Below are 13,077 nucleotides of genomic sequence, written 5' to 3' on the forward strand. Positions count from 1 at the left end.
CCTCCGGCTGCGTGGACCGGCGGACGGGGTGTCCCAGGGCGGACACGGCTCAGGGGACTGGCGAACGGTCCCCCGTCCGGGCCGGTGCTTGATGCTACCGAGCCCACCACCCGCGACTGACCGCCTCTCGCCGAGCGTGAAACGGATCACCCATTCGAGCGACGGATCGGGGGTTTACGGTTTTGAGCCACCCGGCCTGATCTCGATCGTGAATTCGATCCCACGGCCGGACTCCCGGGGGCGGCCCTTCGGGTCGACAGGCCGCTCCCGCCTCCGATGCCAAGCCTCCGTGGACTCAGCGGGCGACCGTTTCCAGCCACTCCGGATCGATCTCGCCTGTGGCCACGATCACTGCGGGCCCGGTCATCTCGATCTCGCCGTCGGGCCGCTCGGTGATCACCAGGCGTCCGCCGGGGACATCCACGACGTACGTCGCCGGCACACCGGTGGCCACCGGGTCGGCGCCGTCCCGGCGCGCGGCCGCCACGGCGACGGCGCACGCGCCCGTGCCGCACGAGCGGGTCTCGCCGGCCCCGCGCTCGTGCACGCGCAGGGCGACATGCTGCGGACCGCGGTCCACGACGAACTCGACGTTGACCCCGTCCGGGTACGCCGAGGCGGGGCTGAACGGCGGCGGGGCCGACAGGTCGCCCGCGTGCGCGAGGTCCGCCACGAAGGCGACGGCGTGCGGGTTGCCCATGTTCACGTTCCGCGCGGGCCAGCTGCGCTCGCCGACGCTCACCGTGACGTCCCCTTCGGGGAGGCGGGCCCTGCCCATGCCGACGGTGACGTCACCCTCCTTGTCGAGGTGCGCGCGCTTCACGCCCCCGCGCGTGGCGACCGCGATGTCGCCCTCGGTGACGAGCCCGGCGTACTGGAGGTAGCGCGCGAACACCCGGACGCCGTTGCCGCACATCTCCGCGACGGAGCCGTCGCCGTTGCGGTAGTCCATGAACCACTCCGCCTCGGCCGCCATGTCCTTCGCCTCCGGGTGCGCGACGGACCGTACGACGTGCAGCAGCCCGTCACCGCCGATGCCCGCGCGGCGGTCGCACAGGGCGGCGACGACGGCCGGGGGGAGGTCGATGGCGTTCTCGGGGTCCGGGACGATCACGAAGTCGTTCTCGGTGCCGTGACCCTTGAGGAAGGCGATCCGCGTGCTCATTCCTCGATCGTACGGGGTGGCCAGGACACCCCGACCCGGGGCGGCAGCGCCGGTGAGCACGCGCGCGTGGAGCTCAGCGCAGCCGGGCGACCCGCCCGACGGCCAGGGCCACCACCGCGGCGACCATCACGACGTACGCGAGGACCACCCGCCAGTCGGGACGGCGCCCGGAGCCGCGCTGGGGCAGACCGGGCCACGTGTAACCCACGCGGCGCGCGGCCATCATGCCCCAGCCGGCCGCGCAGGAGCAGATCAGCAGCCCGAGCATGGCGATCATGGCGCCGCTGTCACCGAAGTCGAAGGCCAGCGGGAAGGCGAACATCAGGGAACCGCCGGCGGCCAGCGCCACGATGGGCGCGAGCTGCCAGATCCGGAGCCGGCGCTGCGGGCGCAGCTCGACCTCGACCTCGGGTCCGCCCGCGAACATCTCCTCGGGCTCGGGACCGTCGTCGCTCACGCCGTCCCGGGTGTCGTCCTCGTCCGGCCCGTCGGGGCTCAGACTGCCTTCCTCGGGCTCCGGTTCACCACGCTCGGTGGTGAGGTGCTCGGTGCCTTTTGCGGTGTCGCGAGGGCCGGCCTCCATCGCCACGCGCCCTCCCAACTCGGACTCCACTTGGTCGATCGAAGCTCGATGATGGCACGGCGTTGGATGCCCGGATGACGGCCTGGGCGTCCCGATGCCATGACGTGATCAGGCTGTGACCGGTCGTTCCACCAACGCCAGCGCGAGCTCCGGAAGTTCTGTGAGGTCAGCCGCGGCCCCACTCAACCAGTGCACCCGCGGATCGCGCCTGAACCACGAATCCTGACGGCGCGCGAAGCGCTTGGTGGCACGGACCGTCTCGGCGCGCGCCGCGTCCTGTGTGCACTCGCCGGTCAGGGCGGTGAGGACCTGCTGGTAGCCGAGCGCTCGCGAGGCGGTGCGCCCCTCACGCAGGCCCTGCGCCTCCAGCGCGCGGACCTCCTCCACCAGCCCCGCGTCCCACATCCGGTCGACGCGGCGGGCGATGCGCTCGTCGAGTTCGGGGCGCGCCACGTCGACCCCGATCTGGACGGTGTCGTAGACCGAGTCGTGACCGGGCAGGTTGGCCGTGAAGGGCTTGCCGGTGATCTCGATCACCTCGAGGGCCCGCACGATACGGCGGCCGTTGCCGGGCAGGATGGCGTGCGCGGCCTCGGGGTCGGCGGCGGCCAGCCGGGCGTGCAGCGCACCTGAACCGCGCAGCGTGAGCTCCTCCTCCAGCCGGGCCCGGACCTCGGGGTCGGTGCCGGGAAACTCCAGGTTGTCGACGGCGCCACGGACGTACAGCCCGGAGCCGCCGACGAGGATCGGCCAGCGGCCCTCGGCGAGCAGGGCGTCGATCCTTTCCCGGGCCAGCCGCTGGTATTCGGCGACGGAGGCGGTCTCCGTCACGTCCCAGACGTCCAGGAGGTGGTGCGGGACACCGCCGCGCTCCTCGGGCGTCAGCTTGGCGGTACCGATGTCCATCCCTCGGTAGAGCTGCATGGAGTCGGCGTTGACGACCTCGCCGCCGAGCCGTTGGGCCAGGAAAACGCCCAGATCGGACTTTCCGGCCGCGGTCGGTCCGACGACGGCGATGACGTGGGGGGCGGGGGGTGCGCTGCTCACGGCACCAGTCTCGCAAACCCCGACCACCGCCCTCGAACGAGTTACGTGACGACGTCGCTCGGAGGTCGTTGCCCGTTGCGAGATTCCCGTCGCCCTTCGCGGAGGCGGTGACCCCGGTGACGCAAACGGACGCACCGGCCAACGCGGGATTTCGCCCGCACGAGTACCGTATGGAGTGGATATGGGCGTATTGGCGCGAATTTTCCGGAGGTCGAAGGCGACGGAGGAGGCGACGGCGGAGACGGCGAGCGCCGCCGACGCATCGACCGGGACTCCGGCGGACGGCGTCGGGGCGGAGCGGACGGGCGAGCCGACGCAGGAGTCGGCCGAGGCCGGGCCCGGGGCCGAGAAGGCCGGGAACGCGGCCGAGCCGGAGACGGAAAAGACGACGGAACCGGTTGCCGTGGCCGGCACCGACGGGGTCGAGATTCCCCGGCAGCAGTCCGCCGAAGAGGCGGCCGACAGCGAAGCGGGCGAAGGCGCCCGCACGTAGCGGAACCCGCGAGGAAGGTGCTCCATGGGTCTTTTGGACAATTTGAAGGCCAGACTCTCCCCGGCCAAGGGCAAGGTCTCGGGCCTCGCCCAACAGCACGGGGACAAGGTCCAGCACGGTCTCGACAAGGCCGCGAAGGTCGTCGACGAGAAGACCAAGGGCAAGTACAGCGACCGGATCCAGTCGGGCACCGGCAAGGCCAAGGGCGCCATGGACCGGCTCGCGCACAAGGACGGACCCGCCGGAGGCGGCGACACCTTCACCCCGCCGAGCACTCCCCCGCCGGCCTCCTGAGCAGCACCTCACGCCGGCCCATCGATCGGCGGACGGCCGCGCGGCGGAAACGCCCGCGGCCGTCCGCCGTTCCACCGGTCGGCGCTCGGCCGGTAGCCGTACGACGCCGCTCGGCCGGTAGCCGTACGACGCCGCCGTCCGACCGCCTACGACCAGGTCGCGACCACGTATCCCACCCCGTAGGGGGCGTCCTCGTAGAGCAGCGCGCCCGCCAGTCCGGCGTCCTCGGCCGCGCCCGCCAGCACCTGCCAGGGCGCCCGGCCCGAGGCCTTGAGCTCGTACGCCAGCTCGGCGTCCAGCGCCTTGAGGGCCGCGAGGTCCGCCGTGCCGAGCGCCCGTGCGACCTCGGCGTCGAACGGTGCCGCACGCTCGTCGAGGTAGCCCGGCGCCTTCAGCGTCCGGCACGCGCTGGCGTCGCCCATGACCAGCAGCGCGACCCGGTCCGCCGCCGCGCCGATGCCCCGGCCGACTTCGACGCACCGGTCGGCCGCGAGCGGTTCCCCGACGCCGAGTCCCTCGACGGGGGCGGCCGACCACTCCGTCCGGTCGAGCAGCCAGGCGGCGACGGCGAGGGACGGCGGCAGTTCGCGTGCGGACGGCGGGTCCCCGCCGCCCCGGCCCAGCCGTACGGCGAGATCCACCCCGAAGCCGGCGAACGAACCCCGGCTGCCCTCCGGGTGCGGGCCACGCCCGGACTGCTCGGCCGGCCCGACGACCACGAGCCGGTCCGGCCGGGCGGCGGCCAGCACGGCCAGCGCGTCCGAGCAAGCGGCTCGCGCGGTGTCCAGCTCGGCAGCGGCGCCCGCGGCGACCTCGGTTACCAGCAGGGGCGGACAGGGACAGACTGCGGCGGCGACAAGCATGATCGGCAGGGTAACCCCGTACCGGACCCACGGGGCCACCGACCGGGCGTGGCGTCGACTGTCAGTCGCAGCCGCAGCCGCTGCCCGTGGCCACCGGCAGCGGCGCGGGCACGCCGATCTTGGGCAGGCCGAGCAGGACACCGGCCGGCTTCGCCGCCTTCTCGGCGGTGCGCTTCTCCCAGGCGTCCCCCGCGCGCGTGCGGCGCACCTCCAGGACGGGGCCCTCGGCCAGGAGGTGATGCGGGGCGGCGTACGTCACCTCGACGGTCACGACATCGCCGGGGCGCACCTCCTGCTCCGGCTTGGTGAAGTGGACCAGGCGGTTGTCGGCGGCGCGGCCGGACAGGCGGTGGGTGGCGCCGTCCTTGCGGCCCTCGCCCTCGGCCACCATCAGCTCCAGGGTGCGGCCGACCTGCTTCTTGTTCTCCTCCCAGGAGATCTCCTCCTGAAGGGCGACAAGACGCTCGTAGCGCGCCTGCACGACCTCCTTGGGGATCTGGTTCTCCATGGTCGCGGCCGGGGTGCCGGGGCGCTTGGAGTACTGGAAGGTGAACGCCTGCGCGAAACGGGCCTCGCGGACCGCGTGCAGGGTCTGCTCGAAGTCCTCCTCGGTCTCGCCGGGGAAGCCCACGATGATGTCGGTGGTGATCGCCGCGTGCGGGATGGCGGCGCGCACCTTCTCGATGATCCCCAGGTAGCGCTCCTGCCGGTACGACCGGCGCATCGCCTTCAGGACCGTGTCAGAGCCGGACTGGAGGGGCATGTGCAGCTGAGGCATCACGTTGGGCGTCTCGGCCATGGCCGCGATGACGTCCTCGGTGAAGTCGCGCGGGTGCGGGGAGGTGAAGCGGACGCGCTCCAGGCCCTCGATCGCGCCGCACGCGCGGAGCAGCTTGCTGAAGGCCTCGCGGTCGCCGATGTCGGAGCCGTAGGCGTTGACGTTCTGACCGAGCAGGGTGATCTCGGAGACGCCCTCGCCGACCAGCGCCTCGATCTCGGCGAGGATGTCGCCGGTGCGGCGGTCCTTCTCCTTGCCCCGCAGGGCCGGGACGATGCAGAAGGTGCAGGTGTTGTTGCAGCCGACGGAGATCGACACCCACGCCGCGTAGGCGCTCTCGCGCCGCGTCGGCAGGGTGGAGGGGAAGGCCTCGAGCGACTCGGCGATCTCGACCTGGGCCTCTTCCTGCACGCGCGCGCGTTCCAGCAGGACCGGGAGCTTGCCGATGTTGTGCGTGCCGAAGACGACGTCCACCCAGGGCGCCTTCTTCACGATGGTGTCGCGGTCCTTCTGGGCGAGACAGCCGCCGACCGCGATCTGCATCCCGGGACGGCTCGCCTTCCTCGGCGCGAGCCGGCCGAGGTTGCCGTAGAGGCGGTTGTCGGCGTTCTCGCGCACCGCGCAGGTGTTGAAGACGACGACGTCCGCGTCACCGTCGGACCCCTCGGGGGCGCGCACATACCCGGCTTCTTCGAGCAGCCCGGACAATCGCTCGGAGTCATGGACGTTCATCTGGCACCCATAGGTGCGGATCTCATAGCTCTTGGGTGTGTGAACGTCCACTGCGAGGCTCCGGTCGCTGCTGCTGGTCATGGCTCAAGGGTAGGCGCTCCCCGAAGAACGCCCGCCCGTCCGGCTTCCTCCGCGCCCTCCGCCGCCAGGCTCTCAGGGCGTCAGGGCGTCAGGGGTCGATCAGGCCCGCGCGGATCGCGTAGCGGGTGAGCTCCAGGCGGTCGCGCATGCCGAGTTTGTGCAGGAGGTTGGCGCGGTGCCGTTCCACCGTCTTGGCGCTGATGAACAGCAGCGCGCCGATCTCCCTGGAGGTGTGCCCCTCCGCGACGAGCTTGAGGATCTCCTCCTCGCGCTCGGTGATGGGCCGCTCGGGCAGCCCGTCGACACCGTCGCCGCGGTGCAGCCGGTCCAGGTACGAGCGGACCAGGGCCCGCTCCGCGCCCGGATAGATGAACGGCTCGTCCCGCACCACCGCCCGGCACGCCTCGACCAGGTCCCGGTCGGCGACCGACTTCAGGACGTACCCGCCGGCTCCGGCCTTGAGCGCCTCGAAGAAGTACTGCTCGTTGTCGTACATCGTCAGGATGAGGATGCGCAGGGCCGGGAGGCGGCGGGAGAGTTCCCGGGCCGCCTGAAGACCGGTCATCCGGGGCATGGCCACGTCGAGGACGGCCAAGTCGATGTCCCCGGCCCGGGCGCGCTCGACCGCCTCGGCGCCGTCCCCGGCCTCGGCGACCACCGTCAGATCGGGCTCGCCGTCCAGGATGAGCCGCACCCCCCGGCGTACCAGGGTGTGGTCGTCGGCGAGCAGGACGCGGGTCGCAGAGGGCGCCGACCCGGGTGCGGCCGGTGCTGTGCCGTCCGCCATCAGCGGCCTCCCGCAGGGGCCGCCGCGTCCGCCCGGCCGGCCCTCGCGGCCGCCCGCAGCCGTATGTCCGTCCCGCCCGTCCCGCCGTCGTCGGCCCTCGACGACACCGTGAGGGTCGCGCCGATCAACAGGGCCCGCTCCCGCATCCCCCGGATCCCGGCGCCCTCCCCGGCCGCCGCGCCCAGACCCCGCCCGTTGTCCTGTACGAGGAGCTCGACGCCGTCGGTGACCGGGCGCAGGCGCAGCTCGGCGCGGTCGGCGCCGGAGTGCCGGGCGGTGTTGGTGAGGGCCTCCTGGGCCACGCGGTAGAGCACGAGTTCCGTCTCCTCGGTCAGCGGGGGCAGGCCGGTGCGAAGGTCGTGGCGCACCGTCAGTCCATGGGTGGTGAACTCGCCCGCGAGCGAGCGCAGGGCGCTGAGCAGTCCGAGTTCGTCGAGGACGCCCGGGCGCAGCCGACGGGCGATACGGCGGATCTCGTCGAGGCCGGCCCGGGTGGCCTCCTGTGCCTGGCCCAGCTCCTCGCGCAGGTCCCGCGGGGCCCGGTCGGCGACGCGCTTGAGCTGGAGCAACACGGCGGTGAGGGTCTGGCCGACCTCGTCGTGGAGTTCACGGGCGATCCGGTGGCGCTCGCGTTCCTGGGCGGACAGCGCCCCGGCCGCGCTGGCGGCGCGCTCGGCCTCCAGCCGGTCCAGCATGGCGTTGTACGTCGTGATCAGCTCGGCCGTCTCGACCGGTCCCGAGACCACGGCACGGGCCCCGGGGTGCAGCAGGTCGGCGTCGGCCATGGCCCGTCCCAGCCGCCCCAGCGGGGCCAGCCCTACGCGCAGCACGACCGCGTTGACGGTCAGCAGCGCGGCCAGACCCGCGACCACGACGAGCACCTCGCCCGGCAGTATGGGCGTGGAGACGGTGACCGGGCCCAGCAGCAGCGCGGCCGCGACGATCAGGCCGACGGCGTCGAGCACGAAGATCCGCCAGAACAGTGACATGTGCGCGGCTCCTCCTTGCCCTACTCGACCTACTCGACCGACTCGCTTGTCGCGTCCGTCGCGTCCGTCGCGTCCGTCTCGCGCGGCTCGCGCCGCTCCTCTGCTTCTCCAGGGCACTGCCGTGACCAGCCTCTCCGCCCACCGCCGGCCCTGTCCATCCGTCACGACACCCATGTCGTCACCGTACGGGGGGATGGCAGCATGGCGGTTTTGGGCACACGTCCCAGACGTCACAGGAAACGACCAGCTACGACCAGCAAGGGGAAGAAACGTGTCTGCTCCACGCCTCCGGACGACACCGCTGCCAGGCATCGGAGTCCAGTACGACCTCGTGACGCGGGAGCAGCGCCACCTGTCCGTGGTGGCCCACCGCGACGGCACGCGGACGGTCGGTCTCTATCAGGCGGACGACCCCGACTCCTGCGCCCATTCCCTGCGGCTGACCGGTGCCGAGGCGGGCTCGCTGATCGACGCGCTGATGCCGTCCCACCACAGCGCGAGCCTGCTGTACACGACGGACCTGGGGCTGGTCGCCGAGCGCGTCGAGGTCGCGGCGACCTCGCGCTGGAACGGGCGCCTGCTGGGCGACACCCGGATGCGCACGGAGACCGGCACCTCCATCGTCGCGGTGCTGCGGCGGGCCGAGGCGATCCCGTCCCCGACACCGGACTTCCGTCTGGCGGGCGGCGACACCCTCATCGTCATCGGCACCCGCGAAGGTGTGGACGCGGCCGCGGCCATACTCGGTCGGGAGTGATCGAGTGCACTCCGCAGTCCTGCTGATCGAGTTCGGTTCCATCATCCTCGGCCTCGGCCTGCTCGGCCGGTTCGCCGCCCGTTTCCGGTTCTCGCCGATCCCGCTGTACCTGCTGTCCGGTCTGGCCTTCGGCGAGGGCGGGCTGCTCCCGCTCGGCGCGAGCGAGGAGTTCGTCGCCACCGGTGCCGAGATCGGCGTCATCCTGTTGCTGCTGATGCTCGGCCTGGAGTACACGGCCAGCGATCTGGTCTCCAACCTCAAGGCCCACTATCCGGCCGGTCTCGTCGACTGCGCCCTCAACGCCCTGCCGGGCGCGGCCGCCGCGCTGCTGCTGGGCTGGGGGCCGGTGGCGGCCGTGGTGCTGGCGGGCGTCACGTGGATCTCCTCGTCCGGGGTGATCGCCAAGGTGCTGGGCGACCTGGGCCGGGTCGGTAACCGGGAGACCCCGGTGATCCTCAGCGTGCTGGTCCTCGAGGACCTGGCCATGGCGGTCTACCTGCCCATCGTCACCGCCCTGGTGGCCGGGGTCGGGCTGGCGGCCGGCAGCGTCACCCTGGCGATCGCGCTGGGCGTCGCGGGGCTCGTGCTGTTCGCGGCGGTGCGCTACGGCCGGGTCATCTCCCGGTTCGTGTCGAGCGACGACCCGGAGAAGCTGCTGCTCGTCGTGCTCGGGCTCACCATCCTGGTCGCCGGTGTGGCGCAGCAACTCCAGGTGTCGGCTGCCGTGGGGGCGTTCCTGGTGGGCATCGCCCTGTCCGGAGAGGTCGCCGAGGGCGCGCACACGCTGCTGAGCCCGCTGCGCGACCTGTTCGCCGCCGTCTTCTTCGTCTTCTTCGGGCTGCACACCGACCCGGCGAGCATCCCTCCCGTCCTGCTGCCCGCCCTCGCGCTGGCCGTCGTCACCGCCACGACCAAGATCGCCACCGGCTACTGGGCGGCCCGGCGGTCCGGGATCTCGGTCAAGGGGCGCTGGCGTGCGGGCGGCGCGCTGGTCGCGCGCGGGGAGTTCTCGATCGTCATCGCGGGGCTGGCGGTGACCGCGGGGATCGAGCCTTCTCTCGGACCGCTGGCCACGGCGTACGTCCTGATCCTGGTCGTGCTGGGCCCGCTGACGGCCCGCTACACGGAGCCACTGGCGGCTTGGTGGGCGCGGCGCCGGACGCCTCCCGACCACGGCACCACCGAGCGACTTCCCGAGGCGAGGACGCAGACGGCGGTGCGCGACTGAGGTGAGCGACTGAACTGAGGTGAGCGACCGAGGTGAGCGACCGAGGTGAGCGACCGAGGTGAGTGACTGAGGTGCGCGACCGAGGTGCGCCACGGGGACGCGGTGTGCGCCCGGACCGCACTCCGGGCGCACACGACGCTCACGGCGCCCCGTGGCACACGTCACACCACAGCGTGTCCGGATCACGGAGTGGCCAGGAGACCGCCATGGCATGCTCATGGCTCGTTACCGGCCAGTAGGAAACAGTTGCCCGGCCGGTCCCCCTTTCCCTCACCCCCACCTCCAGGACCGACCTTGCGCAGACGCACGAGGCACTCCCGTGCCCTCATGCCCGCCTTAGCCGCATCCGCCCTCCTCCTCGCCGCGGGCTGCTCCTCCCCCTCCTCACAGGCAGGACCCTCCTCCTCGACGGCCGCCCGTCAGGCCGACGCCGAGACCGCCGCCTCCACCGCGGACCGCTCGCTGGCGGTGGCCGCCGCACCGACGGGCAGCACCGCGACCGCCACGGCCCGCCCCGGTGACTCCGACGGACGGGCCCACCGGACGAAGCTCAGCGTCAGCTCCTACGACAGCAGGACCCGACGGGCCGTCGTCTCCTCGGACGCCGCGTCCTCGCCCTCGGCCACGCCCTCTGCCACGAATTCCTCCTCGTCCTCGAGCCCCTCTTCCCCCTCGACCTCGCCGAGCGCGTCGGCGGCACCGCACCGCACCGCCGTCGGCGACGTCATCGCCAGCGCCCCGGCGCCGGGCGCGCCGAACGGGCTCCTCGCCGAGGTCACGAAGGTGATCGGCGAGACCGACGAGGGCACGGAGGTGCAGACCGCCCCGGCCCGGCTCAACGCGCTGCTCGGGGACGACACCGCCAAGGGCAGCGTGCCGGTCGACCCGGCCGCGTTCGACATCGACGAGCTGCTGCCCGACGTCGACGTCTCCTGGTCGAAGACGGCCGACGCGCACGTGGGCCCGGAGGGAGCGACGGTTCCGCTCGGCAGCCTGCGGCTCGACGTGCGGGCCGACCTTCCGACCGTCGGGAAGGCGTCCGCGTCGGCGGCCGCCTCCGTCTCCGGCTTCGTGCAGGTCGCCCCGCAGGTCGACTTCCGCTACGGCGGCGAGGGCGCCGACGCCGCGCCCGCCTCCGCGTACCTGGGGGTGTCCGGCGACTGGACCTCGGGCTGGTCACTCAAGGGCCGCGCGGGCGCCTCCGCCACGCCGGTGCGGATCCCCTTCGCCACCCTGCACGCGGATCCGGTCCTCCAGGTCGGCCCGGTGCCCGTCGTGGTCAACCTGGACCTGACCTGCTACATCCAGGTGAGCGGCGACGGCAGGATCACCGTCGACGTGGAGCAGAGCCTCCAGGGCGACTTCGAGGCGGGCGGCACCTTCGGCCTCGGCCGGGGCTGGACCCCCGTCAGCTCCTCGGACATGAAGAGCACGCCGGTGCACACCTCCGTCACCACCGCCGGCAGCGTGCGGGCGGCCCTCGGCGCCCAGGCCACGGTCGGCCTGTACGGCAGCGTCGGCGTCGTCGCCGATCTGGCGCCCTATGTCCGCGGCGAGGGCACCGGCACGGTCACCGGCACCGACTCGGTGTTCGACGCCGACGGTTCCTGGGCCGTGTACGGCGGTGTCGACCTGAGCGGCACCCTGCGGCTCCAGCTGACGATCTTCGGCACGCCGGTGTTCCAGCGGGACATCCCGCTGGGCGCGCTGCACCGGGAGTGGAAGCTGGCGGGCGGCGGGTCACCCTCCTGACCGGTCCACCGGCCTCAGGCCGCGCCGCCGGGGGTCCACCCCTGGCGGCGCAGCACCGCGGACACGTCCGGTATCTCGTAGTGCTCCCCCTTGAGGACCTTGCCGTCGGCACGACGGGCGACCTGGCCGTCGGGGCCCAGCTTGCTCATGTTGGACCGGTGGATCTCGGCGAGCACCGCGTCGAGATCGATCCCGTGCACCAGGGCCGTGCCGTAGGCGACGTAGACGACGTCGGCCAGCTCGTGCGCGAGCCGGTCCAGCGGGCCGCTCACCGACACCTCGGCGACCTCCGCCGCCTCCTCGGCGAGGAGCTCGCCACGGTGCGCGGCGAGGCGGGGCGACACCTCCGTCGGCGTGCTGCGGGCGTCGAGCCCGAAGGCGCGGTGGAACTCACGGACCAGTTCGGCGGGCGAGGAACTCATGCACCGACTGTAACGACGGCCACTGACACTCCGGTCCGGAACCGGCCCTGTGAGCCCCGCCCTGGTCAGCACCGCGTTCCGGCTGGCAGGATCGCGCCCATGTCCCCGTTGTTCTCCCGTATCGGCAGGCGCCGTGCCCTCCAGGGCACGGCAGCCGGTGTCGTCGTCCTCGGGCTGCTGCTGTGGTGGCTGCTGCCGCTGGGCGAGGACCCGCCGAGCGGGTCGATCACCTTCAGCACGGGCACGACGAGCGGCGTCTACTACGAGTACGGCAGCCGCCTGCGCGCGGAGCTCGCCCGTGACATGCCCGACCTGGACGTGAAGCTGTCGACCAGCAACGGATCGCAGGAGAACGTCGCGCGCGTGGCGACCGGCGAGGCCGACTTCACGATCGCCGCGGCCGACGCGGTGGAGACGTACGAACGGCAGCACCCCGGCTCGGCCGCCCGGCTGCGCGGGGTGGCCCGCCTGTACGACGACTACGTCCAGCTCGTGGTGCCGCGTGACTCCGACGTCCGGTCCGTCGCCGACCTGCGGGGCAGGACCGTGGCGACCGGGCTGCCCCGCTCGGGCGTGCGACTGATCGCCGAGCGGGTGCTCAAGGCGGCGGGCCTGGACCCGGCGAAGGACATCACGGCCGTGTCGCAGGGCATCGACACCGGCCCCGAGGAGCTGAAGAAGGGCAAGATCGACGCCTTCTTCTGGTCCGGCGGGGTGCCGACGGCCGGGCTGGAGAAGCTGGCCGACACCTTCACCTTCCGGTTCGTGCCGATCGGCCCCGACCTGGTCGCCAAGATGCACGACCAGGACGACTCCACCGGGTTCTACCGGGCCACGAACATGCCGGAGTCGGCGTACCCCACCATCCAGAACGGCTCGACCGTGGCGACGATCGCGGTGTCCAACCTGCTGATGACCCGGACGGACATGGCGCCCCGGCTCACCGAGTGGCTGACCCGGACCGTGATCAAGAGCCGGGACGGCATCGGTGCGCATGTGCACTCCGCGCAGCTGGTCGACCTGCGTACGGCCATCTACACCGACCCGCTCAAGCTGCACGAGGGCGCCCGGCGCTACTACCGCTCCGTCAAGCCTTGAGGACCCTG

The 13,077-nt window shown here is 72.6% G+C and carries 14 protein-coding genes; 6 read left to right on the forward strand and 8 right to left on the reverse strand.

Annotated elements, in window-relative coordinates; all coding sequences use genetic code 11:
• Positions 1–295: 295 nt before the first annotated feature.
• From dapF to miaA, 3 genes are all read right to left on the reverse strand, one after another.
• Positions 296–1,165, reverse strand: a complete 870-nt coding sequence (gene dapF, locus OG933_RS12565) for a diaminopimelate epimerase (RefSeq protein WP_405627106.1) — start codon at positions 1,163–1,165, stop codon at positions 296–298.
• Between the two features lie 73 nt (positions 1,166–1,238).
• A complete protein-coding gene (locus tag OG933_RS12570) occupies positions 1,239–1,748 on the reverse strand; it encodes a hypothetical protein (RefSeq protein ID WP_054243684.1) in 510 nt (169 codons plus the stop codon).
• 108 nt (positions 1,749–1,856) lie between these two features.
• Complete coding sequence (miaA, locus tag OG933_RS12575) at positions 1,857–2,795, reverse strand: tRNA (adenosine(37)-N6)-dimethylallyltransferase MiaA (protein ID WP_362527833.1); 939 nt, start codon at positions 2,793–2,795, stop codon at positions 1,857–1,859.
• A 181-nt stretch (positions 2,796–2,976) separates the two neighbouring features.
• Here miaA and OG933_RS12580 point away from each other — a divergent pair, with 181 nt between their 5' ends.
• A complete protein-coding gene (locus tag OG933_RS12580; RefSeq protein WP_362527836.1) occupies positions 2,977–3,288 on the forward strand; it encodes a hypothetical protein in 312 nt (103 codons plus the stop codon).
• Between the two features lie 24 nt (positions 3,289–3,312).
• Positions 3,313–3,582 carry an antitoxin gene (locus tag OG933_RS12585; protein ID WP_028806026.1) on the forward strand — a complete coding sequence of 90 codons (270 nt, stop codon included), beginning with the start codon at positions 3,313–3,315 and terminating at the stop codon, positions 3,580–3,582.
• Between the two features lie 146 nt (positions 3,583–3,728).
• On the opposite strand, the gene OG933_RS12590 is transcribed toward OG933_RS12585, so the two are convergent.
• The 4 genes from OG933_RS12590 to OG933_RS12605 form a co-directional block, all read right to left on the reverse strand.
• On the reverse strand, positions 3,729–4,445 hold the full coding sequence (locus OG933_RS12590; RefSeq protein WP_405627107.1) for a class III extradiol dioxygenase subunit B-like domain-containing protein: 717 nt from the start codon (positions 4,443–4,445) through the stop codon (positions 3,729–3,731).
• A 61-nt stretch (positions 4,446–4,506) separates the two neighbouring features.
• A complete protein-coding gene (gene miaB / locus OG933_RS12595) occupies positions 4,507–6,036 on the reverse strand; it encodes a tRNA (N6-isopentenyl adenosine(37)-C2)-methylthiotransferase MiaB (RefSeq protein ID WP_362527844.1) in 1,530 nt (509 codons plus the stop codon).
• Between the two features lie 88 nt (positions 6,037–6,124).
• On the reverse strand, positions 6,125–6,823 hold the full coding sequence (locus tag OG933_RS12600) for a response regulator (protein ID WP_405627108.1): 699 nt from the start codon (positions 6,821–6,823) through the stop codon (positions 6,125–6,127).
• On the reverse strand, positions 6,823–7,812 hold the full coding sequence (locus OG933_RS12605) for a sensor histidine kinase (protein ID WP_405627109.1): 990 nt from the start codon (positions 7,810–7,812) through the stop codon (positions 6,823–6,825). Before OG933_RS12605 ends, OG933_RS12600 begins: the two co-directional genes overlap by 1 nt.
• A gap of 271 nt (positions 7,813–8,083) precedes the next feature.
• Between OG933_RS12605 and OG933_RS12610 the strand changes: the two genes are divergently transcribed.
• The 3 genes from OG933_RS12610 to OG933_RS12620 all read left to right on the forward strand — a co-directional run bounded on the left by OG933_RS12610 (position 8,084) and on the right by OG933_RS12620 (position 11,549).
• Positions 8,084–8,569 (forward strand): cation:proton antiporter regulatory subunit, encoded by a 486-nt coding sequence (locus OG933_RS12610; protein ID WP_057605650.1) that lies wholly within the window; start codon positions 8,084–8,086, stop codon positions 8,567–8,569.
• 4 nt (positions 8,570–8,573) lie between these two features.
• On the forward strand, positions 8,574–9,797 hold the full coding sequence (locus OG933_RS12615; RefSeq protein ID WP_362527853.1) for a cation:proton antiporter: 1,224 nt from the start codon (positions 8,574–8,576) through the stop codon (positions 9,795–9,797).
• A 327-nt stretch (positions 9,798–10,124) separates the two neighbouring features.
• Positions 10,125–11,549 (forward strand): hypothetical protein, encoded by a 1,425-nt coding sequence (locus tag OG933_RS12620; protein WP_405627110.1) that lies wholly within the window; start codon positions 10,125–10,127, stop codon positions 11,547–11,549.
• A gap of 14 nt (positions 11,550–11,563) precedes the next feature.
• On the opposite strand, the gene OG933_RS12625 is transcribed toward OG933_RS12620, so the two are convergent.
• Positions 11,564–11,971, reverse strand: a complete 408-nt coding sequence (locus OG933_RS12625) for a MazG nucleotide pyrophosphohydrolase domain-containing protein (RefSeq protein ID WP_054243695.1) — start codon at positions 11,969–11,971, stop codon at positions 11,564–11,566.
• A gap of 99 nt (positions 11,972–12,070) precedes the next feature.
• On the opposite strand from OG933_RS12625, the gene OG933_RS12630 reads away from it, so the two are divergent.
• Positions 12,071–13,069 (forward strand): TAXI family TRAP transporter solute-binding subunit, encoded by a 999-nt coding sequence (locus OG933_RS12630; RefSeq protein WP_362527859.1) that lies wholly within the window; start codon positions 12,071–12,073, stop codon positions 13,067–13,069.
• Positions 13,070–13,077: the final 8 nt, after the last annotated feature.

It is taken from the genome of Streptomyces sp. NBC_00016 (assembly GCF_045040885.1).
Lineage (GTDB): Bacteria > Actinomycetota > Actinomycetes > Streptomycetales > Streptomycetaceae > Streptomyces > Streptomyces coriariae.